Source organism: Mycobacterium sp. ABE4_509, from assembly GCF_056160785.1.
On the sequence record NZ_JBSWXU010000114.1, the window covers coordinates 1 to 17727 of the forward strand.

A 17727-nucleotide genomic window follows, 5' to 3' on the forward strand; every position below is an offset into this window, starting at 1 on the left:
ACGCCGACGCGTTCGCCGAGATCCTGGACGGCCAGGCGAGTACCGCGTTGGCCAACAAGATGGGGCTGGCCTACCGGGGCGGCTTCATCTTCGACCTGTCCGAGCCCGCGCCGGCCGAGTTCGCGGAGGCGGCGGCCCGCTGGCGCGACGCCGGTGGCACCCGGTTGCGCGACCGGGTGCTGCTGCGGTTCGGGCTGCACCGGGCATTGCGGCTGGGCAAGCCGCTTCAGGTCCATTCCGGCTTCGGCGACCGCGACGCCGACCTGCACGCCGCGAACCCGATCCATCTGCTGGACTTTCTGCGCGGCAGTGGCGACACCCCGGTGATGCTGCTGCACTGCTACCCCTACGAGCGTGAGGCCGGCTACCTGGCGCAGGCGTTCAAAAACGTCTACCTCGACGGGGGCCTGGCGATCAACTATCTGGGTGCTCGTTCGGCGGCGTTCATCGGACGACTGCTCGAGATGGCGCCGTTCCGCAAGATCCTGTACTCGTCGGACGGGTTCGGGCCCGCAGAACTGCACTATCTGGGTGCGCGGCTGTGGCGCAGCGGGATGGCGACCGTTCTCCAGCACTTCGTGGACACCGGCGACTGGAGTGCCGACGACGCACTGCGGGTGGTAGACCTCATCGCCCACGAAAACGCCAGGCGCGTATACCAACTCGACTGAGGCGCCAGCCGGGCGGCAATACGGCCACCGCGTTCCGAACCCTGTCGGCTCATACTTGTCGAACCCCGCTGTGATCGAAAGGACTATTCGGTGAGGTGGAAAAAGGATGCCGGCGCAGGCGTTGTCCTGGGCATATGCACTGTGCCCGACGGACTGGCCGCCGGCGTGCTGGCCGGCGTCAACCCACTGGCGGGCTTGTACGGGGCACTGTTCGGCCTGGCCGGCGCAGCGACCTGCACCGGCAACCCCATCCTGGCCGTCACCACCACGGGAGCGATGGCGCTGATCATCGCCGACGCCGACTTGGCGAACAGTCCCGACCCGGGCCGAGCGTTGAGCACCCTCGCTGTGATGACGGGGGCGATCATGTTGGTGGCGGGCGCACTGCGGGCGGGCAAGCTGATGCGGTTCATCTCCGCCGCGGTGATGACCGGCTTCGTGACCGCGGTCGGTGTCAATATCGTGTTGGGTCAGCTCTCGACCGTCACCGGCTACGACGGCGGCGGCGCCAACCGGGTGGCCCGCAGCTTCGACGTGGTGATGAACCTGCCCCGCTGGCACCTGCCGACCGTGGCCGTAGGTATCACGACGATCGCCGTGATCCTGGCAATGCGCCGCACGCGCTTCGGGGCCGTCGGCTACGTCGCGGCGGTAATCGCCGGATCGGCGTTGACGTTCGGGTACAACTCCGTGGCCAACGCCGATGCCATCAGCGTGCTCGACCATCTCGTCACGGTGCCCAACGGCCTGCCCGCCCCGATTCTGCCCAACGTCGCCGACATGACCTACTTGCTCTGGCCGGCGCTGTCGCTGGCGCTGGTTGGTTTGGTTCAAGGTGCCGGCGTCACGGCATCTCTTCAACCAGCCGACAAGCCGCCCGGGGACATGTCGCGGGATTTTCTCGGCCAAGGTGCAGGCAACTTGCTCTCCGGACTGTTTCGGGGCATGCCAGTCGGCGGATCGATGTCCGCGACCGCGCTGATCGCAACCATCGGTGCGCGATCGCGCATTGCCCCCTTCGTGGCTGCAGCGGTCATGGCGGCAATCATTCTTTTCGCCGCCGACACGGTGGGGCACATCGCCATGCCGGCACTGGCCGGTCTGCTGATAGTCGTCGGACTCGGCGCGGTGAAACCCATCCGGGTGGTGTCCGTGGCACGCAGCAGCCCAGCGGCAGCCGCCACCATGGCCGTCACGTTCGCACTCACGTTGACGATTCGTCTGCAGTTCGCCGTGCTGATCGGCGTGGCGTTGACGATCCTGATGTTCGTAGCCCACCAAGCCAACCGGGTGAAGGTGCGCCAGATCAGACTCGACGAAGAAGGCGCGCTACGTGAATCGGATCCTCCCGCGATCCTTCCCGCTCACACTGTGGTGGTACTTCAGGTGCTCGGCAGTCTGTTCTCAGGCAGTGCTCCGACGTTGGAACGTCAGCTGCCGGCAGTTGGCCCAAGCACCCGCGGCTCGGTCGTCATCCTCCGGCTGCGGGGCATCGACGAGATCGGGCTATCCCCAATCGAGGTATTGCGCCGCTACGCCACCGCTCTGCACGCGGCCGATTGCACTCTCAAGGTCGTCGCCAACGAACCGATGGTGTTGCGCCAACTCGACGGTTCCGGCCTCACGAGCGAGCTCGGCACCCGCAATATCTACCAGGGCAGTGAATGGATCGGCAAAGCTCTCCGCACCGCCTACGACGACGCCCGCCACGAAGTGGCTGACGGACGCTGACCGGAGGGCGAGTACGGCGGTGGCGAGCGACTTTCTGGCTGGCACCGCCAGGCAGCAGACCATGCCCACCTGGCTCCTCGTGGTGATCGTTCTTGTCGCCGGCGCGCTTGCCGACCGCATTCCCCGGGTGCGAAACGGGCGGGCACGGCAGCGTTGGGTGTTCGCCGGCCTCGCCGGGGGCATTGCCGGCGCCATCGCCTGGTGCGTCGGGTACTTCTTCTTCAACGTCGAGGTGTGGATTGATTTCCCCGTAGCTGCAGCACGCGCACACAAGGATTCAGCGACAGTCACCGTCCGATGGACCCCGCCGTCACCACGGTCGGCGTGACAATCCCTTGACACACATACAACCGATTGGTTGTATATTGTGGTGGTGATCGACCAGGACGAGGACCGTGCCGACGCGCTGTTCCATGCGCTGGCCGACCGCACCCGGCGTGACATCATGCGCCGGGTTCTGGCGGGGGAGCATTCGGTCTCCACGCTCGCGGCCGGCTACGACATGAGTTTCGCCGCAGTGCAGAAGCACGTCGCCGTACTCGACAGGGCAGGTCTGTTGACCAAGCGCCGGCACGGCCGCGAGCAGCTGGCCAGCGGTGATGTGACGGCGGTGCGTTCGGTGGCCGCCATGCTCACCGAGCTCGAGCAGATCTGGCGCGGCCGCATATCCCGCATCGACGACCTCATCGCATCAGAGACACAGGAGAACCCGCCATGCCCGTGACCGCCGTGAGCCACGACCTCGACAGCCGCACCCTGACCATCGTCGCCGAGTTCGCCGCCCCGGTGCACCGGATCTGGCAGGTGTACGCCGATCCGCGCCAGCTCGAGAAGATATGGGGCCCACCCGAATACCCCGCGACGGTGGTCGACCACGACCTGCGCCCAGGTGGCCGGGTCACCTACTTCATGACCGGCCCGGACGGCGACAAGCACGCCGGTTACTGGGACATCACTTCGGTCGACGCGCCACACGGCTTCGCCTTCGACGACGGGTTCGCCGATCTGGACTTCGTCCCCAACCCGGACCTGCCGGTATCCAAGAACGTGTTCACGTTCACCGAACACGGCGACGGCACCCGGGCTACCTTCGTCGGCACCTACGCGAGCGCCGAGGCGCTGCAACAGGTCCTCGACATGGGGGTGACCGAGGGCGCGTCTGCGGCGATCAACCAGATCGACGCCCTGGTCTCCTAGCGCACCCCGCGGATCAGCCGGCCCGGCCGCGCCCCGGTGTCCATTCCGTGGCGCCGGGTGACGACACCGCTGACCACTGTCGCGTCGTATCCCGACGCGTCCTGCACCAGCCGTCGTCCACCGGCGGGCAGGTCATAGACCATGCGGGGGACACCGAGTCGCAGCGCATCCATGTCGATGACGTTGACATCGGCCTTCTTTCCCACCGCGAGCACGCCGCGGTCGGTCAGCCCGTAGAGCGTGGCGGTGTCCAGCGTCTGCTTGCGGACCACGTACTCCAGCGAGAACTTCGGGCCCCGGTGGCGGTCACGGGCCCAGTGCGTGAGCAGAAAGGTGGGGTAGGACGCATCGCAGATCAGCCCGCAGTGCGCGCCGCCGTCGGACAACCCCGACACCGCGGCGGGATGGCTCATCATCTCGTAGATGGCGTCGTGGTTGCCGTCGGCGTAGTTGAAGAACGGCAGCATCAGCATCGCGGTGCCGTCGGACTCGAGCATCAGGTCGTACATCGCCGCCAACGGATCCTGTCCGCGGGACTCGGCAATCGCGGCCACCGTCTGGTCCGGGGTGGGTTCGTAGTCGGGCGGATCACCGATCGGGAAGATGCGGTCCACACTGTGTTGGACGAGCGCGAACAAGCCGTCGAACATCGGGACCGGCTGCGGCGGCAGATCCGTCTCGGACAGGATCGCTTCCCGCACCGCGGGATCGGCGAGCCGGGCCGCCAGTTCCTGTGGCCCCGACTCCGCCTTGAGCTTGCGGTAGGTGGGGCGGTGGGTGAACGCGTGGTAGCCGGGGAAACCGAACAGCATGCCGAAGGGGCGGGCGGCGAACTGCGCATACACCTCGATGCCGTTCTCCAACGCCTTGCCGGCCCGTTCCAGTTGCCGTCGCCACAGGTCGGGTGCCCCGCCGGTCTGAATCATCGTGAACGACACCGGCCGTTCGATCTCAGCCCCCAGCTTGGTCATCCAGTCCAGCTCGCGCATGGTGGCCTCGGCCGGGCTCTCGCCGGCGGTGCCCTGTGGAGACACCTCGAAGACCGCCCGGCCTCCCGCGGCCATCGCCCGCCCGAGCCCGAACAGTTCGGCCTCGGCGGCGTAGGTTCCGGGAACCGGCTCGCCGTCGATCGCACGATGGGCCTCGGTGCGCGAGGTCGAGAAGCCCAACGCGCCGGCCTCCACAGCCTCCTGCACGATGCGTGACATCGCCGCGATGTCGTCTGCAGTGGCCTCCTCGTTGCGGGCGCCGCGCTCTCCCATCGCGTAGCCGCGGACCGCCCCATGGGCGATCTGTGTGCCGTAGTCAACTGCCAGCGAACGTTTCTCGATGGCATCCAGGTACTGCGGGAAGCTCTCCCACTGCCAGCTGATCCCCTCGGCCAGGGCGGTGCCCGGGATGTCCTCCACGCCCTCCATGAGCTCGATGAGCCACTGCTCACGGCCCGGGCGCACCGGCGCGAAACCCACGCCGCAGTTGCCGCTGACGACGGTGGTGACACCGTGCAGGCTGGACGGCTCGAGTGTCTCGTCCCAGCTGACCTGGCCGTCGTAGTGGGTGTGCATGTCGACGAATCCCGGCGCCACGATACGGCCGGTGGCGTCGATCTCCTGCGCAGCCTCGGTCTGCAGTCCGTCGGCGGCATCCCCGCCGCCGTCGCGCCGGCGCACCTCGACGATGCGGCCGTCCTTGACCCCGATGTCGGCCCGGTAGCGCTGCGCCCCGGTGCCGTCGACGACCGTGCCCCCGGTGATCTTCAGATCCAGCATCGGTTGCTCCTCACACCATTCCGGTCGCGTCGAACACCCACGACATGTCAGCGTCGGCGAAATCCGACATCCAGGTCGACGGCGCGTTGTTGGCCAGTGCGCCCATGTCCCAGTAGTCCTTCCACAGCGTGATCAGCCCACCCTGCACCCGGTGCACGGAGACGAACTGCAGGACCGCCGATTCGCCCGTGGCCCAGTGCCATTCCTCGTGGTGTTCGTACATGACGTCGACTCCGTTGCTGACCATCAACCCGGGGAAGTTCTGATAGGCCGCCAGCGGTTCGATTCCGATCTTGAGGCGCTTGACGATGTCCTCGGGACCCCGGGCCGCCGCGGCCGGGCCCACCGGCACGTCGAGGTAGATGCAGTCGGGTGCGAGGAATGTCTTGACCCCGTCCCAGTCCCGCGCCGAGAGGGCCTCCCACATTCCGCGCACCACCGTCTCGACGTCGGTGGCCTCGCGGGTGTCGTGCGTCTGGTCAACCGGCATGGGCCAGTGCCCCTTTCTGTGTCGACGGCGCCGGCGCCTGGTGGGCCGCGCGCAGAAATCTGCCGGTGCGTTCGCTGCCCACCGCGGGGGTCAGCGCGCCGCCGAGGAAGACGGCACGGCCACCGACCAGCACCGCACACACTGTGTCGTCGTTGCGGTTGACCATCCGCGACAGACCGCCGTACTCGGCGACCGGGTCCTCGGCGTAGCCGTCCAGGGTCTCGTCGAGCCGCTTCGGGTCCACCACGACGACGTCGGCTCGGTCGCCGAGGCGCAGATGGCCCGCGTCGATCCGGTACCAGTCGGCCAGCTCGCCGGTGAGGCGGTGCACCGCCTGTTCGATGCTCATGAACGGGGTTCCGCCGAGTTCGGCGTCGCGGACGTGACGCAGCAGGCGCAGACCCATGTTGTAGAAGGCCATGTTGCGCAGATGGGCGCCCGCATCGGAGAAGCCCATCTGGATTCCCGGGTCGGCGGCGAGCTTCTTGAGCACCTCGGGCCGGTGGTTGGAGATGGTGGTGCGCCAGCGCAGCGCCCGACCGTGCTCGAGCACCAGGTCGAGGAATGCGTCGACCGGGTGGATGCCGCCGCGGGAGCGGCCGACCTCGCCGAAGGATTTTCCGATCACCGAGGCATCCGGACAATCGACGATCTCGGCGTCGAAGAAGTCCCGGTGCCACACCCGCATACCGAATCGGCGGTCGTAGTCCTTGCGGAACCGCCGGCGGTAGGCCTCGTCGCGCATCAGTTCATTGCGTTCGACCTCGTCACGCAGGTGCAGTGCGGCGGCCCCGGAGCCGAACTCCTCGAAGACGACCAGGTCGATGCCGTCGGCGTACACCTCGAACGGGACCGGAAGGTGTTGCCAGCGGAAGTTGCCCCCCAGCGCGTTGACCAGCCGGGCCAGCGGCCCCAGGATGTTGACCGCCACCGGGTTGGACTTGACGTCGGCGGCCGAGAGCAGGCTCGTTTTGAGCGGGTTGCGCACGAGGCCCACCGACTGCGCCGCCTGTGACACCAGGTTCAGCGGGTTCTCGATGTCGGGCCCGGACTGCAGCACCCGGTTCGAACGGCGCAGCAGCGACTTCAGCCGACGCAGCTCACGGGGCCCGGCATAGGTCGAGGGCAGGGTGCGCGATCGGCACACATCACCGTCGAGCTTGTCGAAAAGCAGCTGCTGAGAGGACATCCCGACGAAACCTGCGCGCAAGGCCTCGGTCAGCATGCGTTCCATCCGGGCCTGCTCGGCGCGGGTCGGCTTCTGATCCTTGCGGGTGGCCCGGTCCAGCCCCATGGTGGCTGCCCGCATGTCGGAATGGCCGATGAACGCCGCCACGTTGGGCCCGAGCGGGCGGGCCTCCAGGGCGGCGATGTACTGCTCGGCATCAGACCAGGTCTTGTGTTGTTCGACGGCGTCGATGACGTGGTCGCGGGGGATCGCCTCGACCCGGCCGAAGATGTCACCGGCGTCCTGCGCTCCGATGTGGACGGTGGACAACGAACAGGATCCGAGCAGCACGGTGGTGACCCCGTGCCGCAACGACTCCGACAGCGAGGGCCCGCCGAGCACTTCGACGTCGTAGTGGGTGTGGATGTCGATCAGGCCGGGCAGCACCCACTTGTCGGTGGCATCGATCACCTGTGCACCGTCGGCGTCGAGGTCCTCGGAGGTGATCGTGACGACATGGCCGTCACGGATGCCGAGGGTCCGTACCGCGGACGGCCCTCCGGTGCCGTCGAACACGCGACCGTTGCGAATGATGGTGTCGTACGTCACAGCACTGCCCACACCGCCATCGAACCGCCCCGGTGGGCGGGTGTCAACGAAATCAGTGAACAGATCTATGCAAGTGTCTACCGCATTGCTGTGATCTGCACCACACCCGGAGGCATAATGGTGGCGATGACGCCGCTGCAGCGCTACATCGCCGAGGAGATCGCCACCGACCACGTGGACGGGCTGCTGTCCCGGCGCGAGGCGCTGCGCCGGCTGAGCCTGCTCGGTGTCGGCGCGGCCGCGGCGGCGTCGTTGATCGCCGCGTGCGGCCAGAACCAGCAGGACACCCCGGCACCGGCGGCACCGCCATCGGAGCCGCCCCGGGATGCCGCACCACCGGGGATGGCCGAGGCCCTGCCCACCACGCCGGTCACCTGGAACGGCCCCGCAGGCGAACTCCAGGGCGCCTGGGCCGAGGCGGAGGCCGCGCGCGGCGGCATGCTGGTGATCCACGAGAACAAGGGGCTCAACGACTGGACGCGCTCGGTCGCAGGGCGGCTGGCCGGCGCCGGCTACTCGAGCCTGGCGATCGATCTGCTCTCCGGACAGGGCGGGACCGCGAGGTTCGCCGATCCGGCCGCAGCGACCGCCGCGCTGGGCAACCTCGCCCCAGACGGCATGGTCGCCGACCTGAAATCCGGCATCGCCGAAGTGCAGCGCCGCACCCCGGACCGCAACGTCGCCGTCATCGGCTTCTGCATGGGGGGCGGGCTCGTGTGGCGGCTGCTCGACCGCGGCGTGCCCGAGCTGTCGGCGGCATTCCCGTTCTACGGCCCGACCCCGGACGACCCCGATTTCTCCGCTTCCGAAGGCGTCGCGGTGCTCGCCTTCTACGGTGAACTCGACCAGCGGGTCAACGCCACCGAACCCGCCGCGGCGGCGGCCCTCGAGCGCGCCGGCCTGGTCCACGAACTCGTCACCGAGCCCGGCGCGAACCACGCGTTCTTCAACGACACCGGCGAGCGCTACGACCCGGCTGCCGCGGCCGACGCGTGGCGCCGCACCCTGGACTGGCTGGCCGCCCACGTCGGATAGCGGGCACCGATACGCAACCAGCTGTTCGGCGGCACGCTGGCTTCCCGTTGGTTCCCGCACATGCGAACAGGCTGATATGCAGTCATGCGGGTGGTCCAGGTGGCGAATTTCTACGGACCCCGGTCCGGCGGTCTGCGCACCGCCGTCGACCGTCTGGGCGCCGAGTACTGCGCTGCGGGTCACACCGTGTTCCTGATCGTGCCCGGCCGCTACGCCGAGTGGACCAGGCTGCCGTCCGGGGTCATCCGGATCTCACTACCGGCCCGGCTGATCCCGTTCACCGGCGGCTACCGGGCGGTGTTGCCGAGGCCGGTGGCCACGCTGCTCGAAGAACTCGCCCCCGACGCTCTGGAGGTGTCCGACCGACTGACGCTTCGTTCACTGGGTGGGTGGGGCCGCAGCCACGGGGTGTCGACGGTGATGATCTCCCACGAACGCCTGGATCGGCTCGTCGGCCAGGTCCTTCCGGTCTCGCTGGCCCGTGCGGTCGCCGACGCCGCCAATCGGCGCACGGCCGCCAACTACGACGCCGTGGTGTGCACCACCGCCTTCGCCCGCGAGGAATTCGACCGGATCAACGCCACCAACCTGGTGACGGTGCCGCTGGGGGTCGACCTGGAGCAGTTCCATCCACGCCACCACTCCTCGCAGGTCCGGGGCCGCTGGGCGGGACCCGGTCAGATGCTGCTGGTGCACTGCGGCCGGTTGTCGGTGGAGAAGCAGCCGCACCGCAGTATCGACACCGTCGCCGCACTCAGGTACGCCGGTGTCGACGCCAGGCTGGTGGTCGTGGGGGAGGGACCGCTGCGGCCGCGCCTGCAGCGCCAGGCCGGACGTCTTCCGGTCGACTTCCTCGGCTACGTCGGCTGCCGCAGCACCGTCGCAACCATCCTGGCCAGCGCCGACATCGCGCTGGCGCCCGGCCCTCACGAAACGTTCGGTCTGGCGGCCCTCGAAGCCCTGGCCTGCGGTACCCCGGCGGTGGTGTCACGCACCTCGGCACTGGCCGAGATCCTGACCAATGACAGCGGAGCCACCGCCGACAACGACGGACGCGCGATCGCGCACGCGGTGACCACTGTGATGAGCCGACCCGAACCTCAGCGCAGGCACAGCGCCCGGCAGCGTGCCGAGCAGTTCAGCTGGCCCCGATCGGCCGCGGGGATGCTCACCGCGCTGGGCGCGTCCTGAGGCTCTGAATCAGCGCGGTTCCCGGTGGCCGGGTATCACGGTGGAATACCATCCAGAGATGCTTCGCGCGTACGCTGCGGCCGCCGCCGTCCTGGCTCTCGCCTCTCCGTCGGCGCTCGCGCACGCCGAACCCGGTCAGCCCGAGCAGACCGGGTGCACGTACACCCTCACCGCGCCCAGTGTGGTGACCGTTTCCGGAGTTCAGATGGTCACCGCCACGGTCGACACCGGCGCCTGCGACGGTGCGGTGACCTATCAGACGGTTGCCTGCATCGAGATGGTCGGCGGCAACGGACCCGGTCTGTGCGAGGAAGGCTCGGGCATCGTGCCGGCGCAGGTGTTCTTCCAGCCCTACCGGCCCGGCGCCACCTACACGGCCACCGGGCGCGGCTGCGCCGCGAAGGGCAACCCACCACAGAAGTACTGCCGGGAGAACGGCCCCCTGACCGCAACGTTGTGAGGTGTCAGGCGCGGTCGCGCGGCGGCGTCCAGCTCACCGGCAGCTGTTTGATCCCGTGGATGAACGCCGAGTGCAGCCGGTCGGGTTGCGCGACGGCCGCGATGTCGGGGACGAGCCGGTGCAGTTCCTCGAACGCCACCGTGATCTCGCGGCGGGCCAGGTTGGCGCCCAGGCAGAAATGCGCACCGCCCCCGCCGAAGCCGACATGCGGGTTGGGGTGCCGACCGACGTCGAACATCCAGGGGTCGGCGAACTTGGATTCGTCGCGGTTCGCCGAGCCGTACCACAAGCTGACCTTGTCTCCGGCGGCGATACGTACCCCGCTGAGCTCGACGTCGCGAGTCGCGGTGCGCCGCATGTAGGCCACCGGCGAGGCCCACCGCACCACTTCCTCGACCGCCGTCGGAGCGAGTCCGGCGAAGTCCGACCACCACAACTCACGCTGATCGGGATAGCGGCTCAGGGCCAGCACCCCGTGGCTGATCGCATTGCGCGTGGTTTCGTTCCCGGCCACCACCAACAGGATGAAAAACGACGCCACCTCCGCCGAGGTCAGCCGTTCCCCGTCGAGTTCGGCCTGGACCAGGGCGGTGGTTAGATCCTCGGCGGGGGATCCGCGCCGATCGTCGGCGAGCTCGGTGGCGTACGCGCCGATCGCCATCGCCACCGAGATGAACTCCTCGAAGTCGGTGGCGATGTCGGGATCGCCGAAGCCCAGGATCACGTTCGTCCAGTGGAACACCCGTTGATGGTCGGCTTCGGGAATGCCCATCATGTCGCAGATGATCTGCAGCGGCAGCGGCCCGGCCAGCGCTGCGACGATCTCGCCCCGGCCATCGGGGTGGTCGGTGATCATCTCCTCGACCAGCCGGCGCGCCCGCACCCGTACCGAATCCTCGATCAGGGTCAGCACCCGCGGGGTGAAAGCACTGCGCACGATGTTGCGAAGCCGGGTGTGGCGGGGATCGTCCATCGCGATCATCGAGCCGAAATACTCGGCGAGTTCCGGGGTCTGATCACCGACCGTGATGCCCTGAGCCGAACTGAACAGCTCCGGGTGGCGGCTGGCGAAGAAGATGTCGTCGTGGCGGGTCAACGCCCAGTGACCGGCGACGGGAGAGGCACTGTCCACGACATAGGCTTCGTGGAACGAGACCGGGGCCTCCCGGCGCAGCGTGGCGAAGGCTCCGTCGCGGAAGTCGTCGTCGAAGCCCCAGAAATCCCACGACCCCAGGTCGATCTCGGACAGCGGGACATCGGGAGGTGCGACCCCGTTGCGGCGGGCGACGCTGTCGCTCTTCGAAGTCAGGCCCATACCGCTTCAGCGTAGCCTCGCGGTCTGGCCTGATCCCCGTTTCCGCCGTCCGTTCAGCTCAGGTGGTAGACGTTTCCGGGCGTCAACTCGGTGGTGATCGCGGTCGCCAGCAGGGTTCCCGGGTCCGCGCCGTCGACGGGGATGTCGGTGTTGAGGAGGATGACCAGCGTGGTCTGCTCTTCGGGCAGGTACACCGCGACGGTCTGATAGCCGGGCAGGCTGCCGTTGTGCCCGATCCAGCCGCCGAGGTCGAACAGGCCGAGGCCGTATCCGTCGGGGGCAGGCCGGCCCGGGGCGCCCACGCCCAGGAGGGGTTCCAATCGGTCGCGGTGGTTTCACCGCCATCGGCGTGCGTCGTGTATGCGGGTCGGGGAAGTCGGTGCCGAGCGGAAAGCTGGTGTGCGACATGTCCAGCGGTTCGAGGATGTGGCCAGCGATGTATTCGGTGAGTGCACCACCGCTGACCTTCTCCACCACCAGGCCGAGAAGAATCGTGTTGGTGTCGCTGTGGTGCACACCCTGCCCCGGGGCGAACTCCACGGGCTCGGCAAAGGCGTATCCGAGCAACTCCTGCGGGGTGAACGCGCGCTGCGGGTCTGCGGACAGCGCCTGCTGGAACCGCGGGCTGGCGGTGTAGTTTGCCAGGCCGCTTCGCATTCCGGCGAGCTGGCGAAGGGTGATGTTCTCGCCGTCGGGGACTGCGGGTAGGTAGCCGGCGACCGGATCGTCGAGCCCCAGCCTGCCCTGGTCTGCCAGCTGCAGAACCGCCGTGACCGTGAAGGTCTTGGTCAGGCTGCCTATCCGGCTGTACAGCCCGGTCTTCATCGGGCCCGGGCCTTCCGGTCGGCGACACCGAATGCGCGAACGTAGTCACCGCGGGGCCCCCAGATGCCGACGATCGCCCCCGGAACGCGGGCCTGGTCCATCACCCGTTCCACCGCCGCGTCCAACCGGTCGGTCAGATCCGCGGCCATCGTCGCCTCGGGCGCCGGGCTCGACACCGATGAGGTTTGCCGAAGTGGCTCCTCGACCGGTCCGGCGCACCCGACGACCGTCAACAGCGCTGCGAACAGCACGGAGACAGCCCGGTGGTCATCGTCTGCGAAGTATTCGCACCGGTGCGGCCGCCGAACCGCCGGTCAGCGCGACGAGCTCGTCGCGGTCACCGGCGTCGACGCCGCTTCGGTCACCGCTCGAAGTCCGCGTCGTCGTCGGGCACGTCGATCGACTGCTCGATCAAATCGGCTTCGTCTGCCTGCCAGCCGCGGTCGGCCGACACCCGCTGCGCGTCCGGCCAGGAACCCTGGTCCGAATCGTCGACCGGAGTACGTTGTTCAGCCACATCCGCTTCGGGTGCCTCCGGCGCATCACCGAAGGAGCTTCGGTCGGGTTTCGTCATCGGCGTTCCTCCCAGCCATCGGCGAGCTGTCCGTGATCCCTGCGGACCTCTGCGCCCCTCCACGATAGAGGCGTCCGGTGGATGTACCCACTTCCGCCCCGGGCCGACCCAACTGCGAGCAACCGCCCGAACCCGCCCCCGGTCCGCGCGCACCGCTGACGGAAACGTCACCGTTCGACGTTGCTGGGCGGCCCGGAGCGATGATTCACTGGTCGAGGAGACTCTCGGGTACTGTGCGTAAACTGCCCAGAAGACGAGACTGGCCCTCAACCCCGGCGGGGCCGCCGACAAGACCACACTGAAGAATCTCTCAAAGGCGTGCCACTTTGCCAGAAATCACTGACGCCCAGGGGCTCAAACCCCACTTCGAGGACGTCCAGTCGCACTACGACCTGTCTGACGAGTTCTACCGGCTGTTCCTCGATCCCTCTCAGACCTACAGCTGCGCCTATTTCGAACGCGATGACATGACGCTCGAGCAGGCCCAGCTCGCCAAGATCGACCTTTCGCTCGGAAAACTCGGCCTGCAGCCCGGCATGACCCTGCTCGACATCGGGTGCGGCTGGGGTACCACTTTGCTGCGCGCGATGCAGAACTACGACGTCAACGTCATCGGCCTCACGTTGAGCCGCAACCAGCAGGCACACGTCCAGCAACGCTTCGACCAGACGGACAGCACGCGGTCCAAGCGGGTGCTGCTGCAAGGCTGGGAGCAGTTCGACGAACCCGTCGACCGCATCGTGTCGATCGGAGCGTTCGAACACTTCGGACGCGACCGATACGACGAGTTTTTCAGGACAGCCCACCAGGTGCTGCCCGATGACGGCGTGATGCTGCTGCACACCATCATCAAGCCCACCGATCAGGAATTCGCCGACCGCGGCCTGAAACTGACGATGAGCCTGGTGCGGTTCTCGAAGTTCATCATGGACGAGATCTTCCCGGGCGGAGATCTGCCCAAGCCCACCACTGTCGCCGAGCACGCCGAACGGGCCGGCTTCCGGCTCACCCGCGAACAGCGGCTGCGCGAGCACTACGCCAAGACGCTGGACATCTGGGCCGAGGCGCTGCAGAAGCGCGAGGACGACGCCGTCGCGATCCAGTCCCGCGAGGTCTACGACCGGTACATGAAGTACCTGACCGGTTGTGCTGACCTGTTCCGCGGCGGGTACACCGACATCTGCCAGTTCACCCTGGCCAAGAGCTGAATCATCGATAGGAGCGGGCGGGCTGGCCCGGCTCCCCGCCCGCAGCGTCACGACGCCGGGCGGCCATGCCCGCCAGAGCTTCGAACACCACCCGGTGGGCCGCGTTGACCGTCAGTTCGGCGTGATCGTAAGCCGGTGCGACCTCCACCACGTCGACCCCGGCCACATCGTGCTCATAACAGAGCTGACGCACCATCCGCAGCAGGTCGGCGCTGGTGATGCCGCCGGGTTCCGGTGTTCCGGTGCCCGGCGCGTGGGCGGGATCGAGGACGTCGATGTCGACGGAGACGTAGAGCTTGTCGGCCTTGGCCAGGGCTTCGCCGACCGCGTCGCGCATCACATCCTTGAATCCGCGCTCCCAGATCTCCTGCATCGTGTGCCACGTCATGCGTTGTTCGAGCATCCATTCGAACGTGTCCTGCGGCGGCCAGTAGCCGCGCAGCCCGACCTGCACGAAATGCGAGCCGGGAACCGCCCCCGATTCGATCAGCCGACGCATCGGCGTCCCATGCGAGGCCAGGTTTCCCTCGATCTCGTCGGCGGTGTCGGCGTGAGCATCGAAGTGGACGATGCCGACGTTGCCGTACCCGTGCACATCGGCCACCGCGGTGGCCGCCGGACAGGTGATCGAATGGTCCCCGCCGAGAACGACGGGCACGATGCCCCGCGATGCGATCGCGTGCACGCGTTCGCGGATGTTGGCGTGGGACCGCTCGGTCTGCCCGTGCGGGCAGTACGCGTCGCCGAAGTCGACCACCTCGAGCCAGTCGAAGATCTCCAACCCGAGATCCATGTGGTAGGTGCCCGGCTCGTAGGCCGTGGCCCGGATCGCGCGCGGCCCGAACCTCGCCCCGGGCCGGTTGGTGGTCGCGATGTCGAACGGCGCGCCGACGATGGCGACGTCGGGACGCCACGCCTCGAGCTGATCGAGCTCGGTCAGGAACGGCCGATGACCGAACGACGCCACACCCGCATACGCCAGGTCGAGTTGCTCGGCCATTCCCGGCGGGACCTCGCGCTGATGGTGATCATGACCCATGGGATGACGGTACCGGTCAGCCCCCGTGCGAACCGGTCAACGCAGCACGCAGCCCAACCGGGACCGGCCGCTTGGTCCAGTCCTCGGTGGACACCACGACATAGACGTTGCGTCCCCGCACGACGGTCCGGTCGACTCCGCCCGGCGCCATGCTCAGCACGCCGAAGTCGATGGTGAAACTCGTCGTCCCCACCCGCGCGCACGCCGCGGTGACCCGCACGGTGTCGCGCCAGCGCACCGAGTCGACGTAGTCGATCTCGCTGTGCACGACCTGGAAGTCGTAGCCGTCGGACATCAGCTGCGGATACCCCGCTCCGAGGTCCTCGAGGTAGCCGGTACACGCCTCGTCGAACCAGGTCAGGTAGTGCCCGTTGAAGACCACACCCTGCTGGTCCACCTCGGCGTAGCGGGGCACGATCGGCAGCGAGAACGCGCTCACCCAGCCACCCTAGCGGGACCGGTACCGCAGACTGGGCAGGTGGAACTGGTGACGATCGACGACATCCGGGTGGCCGCCCGGCAGGTGGCCCCGCACGTGGTCCGCACCCCGCTGCTGGCAGCCGGCTGGGGGGATCCGGACCGGCCGCTGTGGGTGAAGCCGGAGAACCTGCAGCCGATCGGGGCGTTCAAGGTGCGCGGCGCGTTCAACGCCGTCGGCGCGCTCGTCGCACCCGGAGCACAACCGGTGAGCGGGGTGGTCGCCTACTCCAGCGGCAACCACGCCCAGGCCGTGGCCTACGCCGCCGCGGTACACGGGCTGACCGCCCACATCGTGATGCCCGAGGAGACCCCGGAGGTGAAGATCGAGGCCACCCGACGGCACGGCGCCCGGGTGGTGCTGTGCGCGGCAGGCCGGCGAGAGGCCGTCGCCGCGCAGGTGGTCGAGCAGACCGGGGGAGTGCTGATCCCGCCGTTCGACCATCCCGCGGTGATCGCCGGCCAGGGCACGATCGGTCTGGAGATCGCCGCGGATCTGCCCGAGGTGCGCACCGTGTTCGTCCCGGTCAGCGGCGGCGGACTGGCCTCCGGGATCGGCACCGCGATCAAGGCTTTGTGCCCTCGGGCCACGGTCGTCGGGGTCGAACCCGAACTCGCCGCCGACACCGCCGAGGGGCTGGCCCGGGGAAGCCGGGTGGATTGGCCGATCACCGACCGCAACCGCACGATCGCCGACGGTCTTCGCTCCCAGCCGTCCGAGCTGACATTCGCCCATCTGCAGCGGGTTGTGGACGAGATGCTCACGGTGACCGAGTCGGAAATCCGGTCGAGTGTGCGCGAGCTGGCGTTTCGTGCGCGCCTGGTCGCCGAGCCCAGCGGCGCGGTGGCGCTGGCGGGATACCGCAAGGCCAGCACGCCACCGGGCCCCGCGGTGGTGATCCTCTCGGGGGGAAATGTGGAACCCGACATGCTGACCGCCATCTTGGGCGGATAGCAGCAGCCGCACCGGTTTGACAGGTGTGCAATCCGCGGCGAGCGCCAGGTAGGGTCTGGCAGACCGCGTCGCACGGTTGGCCGAGAGGCCGCCGTCGGCGCCCGAAGGAGTATTTGGTGGACGCAGTACTGGGATTGTCGGTGACACCGGCGGCTGTCAGCGTCGTCCTCGTCGACGGTCCTACCGACGCAAGCCCGCCGGCCGGGGGCCAGGGGTTCGAGGTGCGTACCGGCGACACGGCGCAGGCCGGCGGTTCGTCCCGGGCGGCAGCGGCGGTGCGGCGCGCCGAGGCCATCGCGGCCGGCCGCGGACGCCGGGTTCAGTCGGTCGGTGTGACGTGGAGCGACGGTGCGGACGCCGAGGCGGAGACACTGCTCGAGGCGTTGGCTGACTCGGGGTTCGACAACATCGTCGAGGTGCGCCTGCCGCAGGCGACCGAGGCGTTGGCCCGCGGAATCGCCGAGGTCACCGGCTACCGGAGCACCGCGGTGTGCGTGGTGGAGCCCGGCGCCCTCATCGCCCTGGTGGTCGACGACGCCAGAGGCGCGGTTCAGACCGCGGTCAATCACGGCGTGGTCACCGAGGAAGATCTGATCGGCTGGCTGAGCGCGGTCTTCGCCAAGTCCGAGTGGGCACCCGAGACGCTCGTGCTTGTCGGTTCCGCCGAGGATCTCGACGGGCTGGCACCCGTGCTGCAGGAAGCGCTGTCGGTTCCGGTCGTCGCCCCGGCGGAGGCTGCGCTGGCGCTGGCCCGGGGCGCCGCGGTGGCCTGCGCGCAGGCCACTGTGCCGAGGTGGTCGGCCACGACCCGCACCCAGGCCGAATCGATGTCGCCGGCCAGGGCCCGTCGCATCGGTCAGCGGGTGCCCGCCACCCTGCTGGGAGCCGGGATGGTGACGTTCGTGGCTTCGGCCTCGGCGGCGGATCCGGACCGGCCGCTGTGGGTGAAGCCGGAGAACCTGCAGCCGATCGGGGCGTTCAAGGTGCGCGGCGCGTTCAACGCCGTCGGCGCG

20 protein-coding genes and 1 pseudogene are annotated in these 17727 nt (G+C 68.5%); 11 read left to right on the forward strand and 10 right to left on the reverse strand.

Translation table 11 applies throughout. The features are described from left to right. The 5 genes from ACXAID_RS20700 to ACXAID_RS20720 form a co-directional block, all read left to right on the forward strand. The coding region (locus ACXAID_RS20700) for an amidohydrolase family protein (RefSeq protein WP_475024083.1) at positions 1-671 on the forward strand (671 nt) is incomplete at its 5' end. Positions 672-761: 90 nt separating this feature from the next. Next, a complete protein-coding gene (locus ACXAID_RS20705; RefSeq protein WP_475024084.1) occupies positions 762-2402 on the forward strand; it encodes a SulP family inorganic anion transporter in 1641 nt (546 codons plus the stop codon). Between the two features lie 19 nt (positions 2403-2421). Next, entirely contained in the window at positions 2422-2730 is a 309-nt protein-coding gene (locus ACXAID_RS20710) for a hypothetical protein (protein ID WP_475024085.1), read from the forward strand. Between the two features lie 45 nt (positions 2731-2775). Beyond that, positions 2776-3126, forward strand: a complete 351-nt coding sequence (locus ACXAID_RS20715) for an ArsR/SmtB family transcription factor (protein WP_475024086.1) — start codon at positions 2776-2778, stop codon at positions 3124-3126. After that, positions 3117-3599 (forward strand): SRPBCC family protein, encoded by a 483-nt coding sequence (locus ACXAID_RS20720; protein WP_475024087.1) that lies wholly within the window; start codon positions 3117-3119, stop codon positions 3597-3599. Before ACXAID_RS20715 ends, ACXAID_RS20720 begins: the two co-directional genes overlap by 10 nt. Here the strand turns inward: ACXAID_RS20720 and ACXAID_RS20725 are convergent. From ACXAID_RS20725 to ACXAID_RS20735, 3 genes are read right to left on the reverse strand one after another with little or no spacing between them, the layout of a single operon-like run. After that, positions 3596-5368: an N-acyl-D-amino-acid deacylase family protein gene (locus tag ACXAID_RS20725; RefSeq protein ID WP_475024088.1), complete on the reverse strand. Its 1773-nt coding sequence runs from the start codon at positions 5366-5368 to the stop codon at positions 3596-3598. The two genes, ACXAID_RS20720 and ACXAID_RS20725, sit on opposite strands and share 4 nt — an antisense overlap. Positions 5369-5378: 10 nt before the next feature. Next, positions 5379-5858, reverse strand: a complete 480-nt coding sequence (locus ACXAID_RS20730) for a nuclear transport factor 2 family protein (protein WP_475024089.1) — start codon at positions 5856-5858, stop codon at positions 5379-5381. Next, entirely contained in the window at positions 5848-7635 is a 1788-nt protein-coding gene (locus tag ACXAID_RS20735; RefSeq protein WP_475024090.1) for an N-acyl-D-amino-acid deacylase family protein, read from the reverse strand. Before ACXAID_RS20735 ends, ACXAID_RS20730 begins: the two co-directional genes overlap by 11 nt. A 126-nt stretch (positions 7636-7761) precedes the next feature. Here ACXAID_RS20735 and ACXAID_RS20740 point away from each other — a divergent pair, with 126 nt between their 5' ends. From ACXAID_RS20740 to ACXAID_RS20750, 3 genes are all read left to right on the forward strand, one after another. Next, complete coding sequence (locus ACXAID_RS20740; protein WP_475024091.1) at positions 7762-8670, forward strand: dienelactone hydrolase family protein; 909 nt, start codon at positions 7762-7764, stop codon at positions 8668-8670. An 84-nt stretch (positions 8671-8754) separates the two neighbouring features. Continuing rightward, positions 8755-9861 (forward strand): glycosyltransferase, encoded by a 1107-nt coding sequence (locus tag ACXAID_RS20745; RefSeq protein WP_475024092.1) that lies wholly within the window; start codon positions 8755-8757, stop codon positions 9859-9861. A 58-nt stretch (positions 9862-9919) separates the two neighbouring features. Continuing rightward, positions 9920-10321, forward strand: coding sequence for a hypothetical protein (locus ACXAID_RS20750; RefSeq protein ID WP_475024093.1), 402 nt, complete (start codon positions 9920-9922; stop codon positions 10319-10321). A gap of 4 nt (positions 10322-10325) precedes the next feature. Here ACXAID_RS20750 and ACXAID_RS20755 read toward each other — a convergent pair whose 3' ends face one another. From ACXAID_RS20755 to ACXAID_RS20775, 5 genes and pseudogenes are all read right to left on the reverse strand, one after another. Next, on the reverse strand, positions 10326-11636 hold the full coding sequence (locus tag ACXAID_RS20755; RefSeq protein WP_475024094.1) for a cytochrome P450: 1311 nt from the start codon (positions 11634-11636) through the stop codon (positions 10326-10328). A 53-nt stretch (positions 11637-11689) separates the two neighbouring features. Further along, positions 11690-11956, reverse strand: a complete 267-nt coding sequence (locus ACXAID_RS20760; protein WP_475024095.1) for a serine hydrolase — start codon at positions 11954-11956, stop codon at positions 11690-11692. A gap of 55 nt (positions 11957-12011) precedes the next feature. Continuing rightward, positions 12012-12461, reverse strand: a pseudogene (locus ACXAID_RS20765) (serine hydrolase domain-containing protein); the annotation flags it as partial. Next, positions 12458-12712 carry a hypothetical protein gene (locus tag ACXAID_RS20770; protein ID WP_475024096.1) on the reverse strand — a complete coding sequence of 85 codons (255 nt, stop codon included), beginning with the start codon at positions 12710-12712 and terminating at the stop codon, positions 12458-12460. The pseudogene ACXAID_RS20765 and the gene ACXAID_RS20770, both read right to left, overlap by 4 nt. Before the next feature lie 110 nt (positions 12713-12822). Continuing rightward, on the reverse strand, positions 12823-13035 hold the full coding sequence (locus ACXAID_RS20775; RefSeq protein WP_475024097.1) for a hypothetical protein: 213 nt from the start codon (positions 13033-13035) through the stop codon (positions 12823-12825). Positions 13036-13361: 326 nt separating this feature from the next. Between ACXAID_RS20775 and ACXAID_RS20780 the strand changes: the two genes are divergently transcribed. Continuing rightward, entirely contained in the window at positions 13362-14243 is an 882-nt protein-coding gene (locus ACXAID_RS20780) for a cyclopropane mycolic acid synthase family methyltransferase (protein ID WP_475024098.1), read from the forward strand. 1 nt (position 14244) lies between these two features. Here ACXAID_RS20780 and speB read toward each other — a convergent pair whose 3' ends face one another. Both speB and ACXAID_RS20790 read right to left on the reverse strand, forming a co-directional pair. Continuing rightward, positions 14245-15282: an agmatinase gene (gene speB / locus ACXAID_RS20785; protein WP_475024099.1), complete on the reverse strand. Its 1038-nt coding sequence runs from the start codon at positions 15280-15282 to the stop codon at positions 14245-14247. A 16-nt stretch (positions 15283-15298) separates the two neighbouring features. Continuing rightward, entirely contained in the window at positions 15299-15721 is a 423-nt protein-coding gene (locus ACXAID_RS20790; protein WP_475024100.1) for an acyl-CoA thioesterase, read from the reverse strand. A gap of 39 nt (positions 15722-15760) precedes the next feature. On the opposite strand from ACXAID_RS20790, the gene ACXAID_RS20795 reads away from it, so the two are divergent. Continuing rightward, the gene (locus tag ACXAID_RS20795; protein ID WP_475024101.1) at positions 15761-16714 is read left to right on the forward strand and encodes a threonine ammonia-lyase; all 954 of its coding nucleotides are present in this window, start codon (positions 15761-15763) and stop codon (positions 16712-16714) included. Between the two features lie 116 nt (positions 16715-16830). After that, positions 16831-17727: DUF7159 family protein (locus ACXAID_RS20800; RefSeq protein ID WP_475024102.1), on the forward strand; the 897-nt coding region annotated here is incomplete at its 3' end.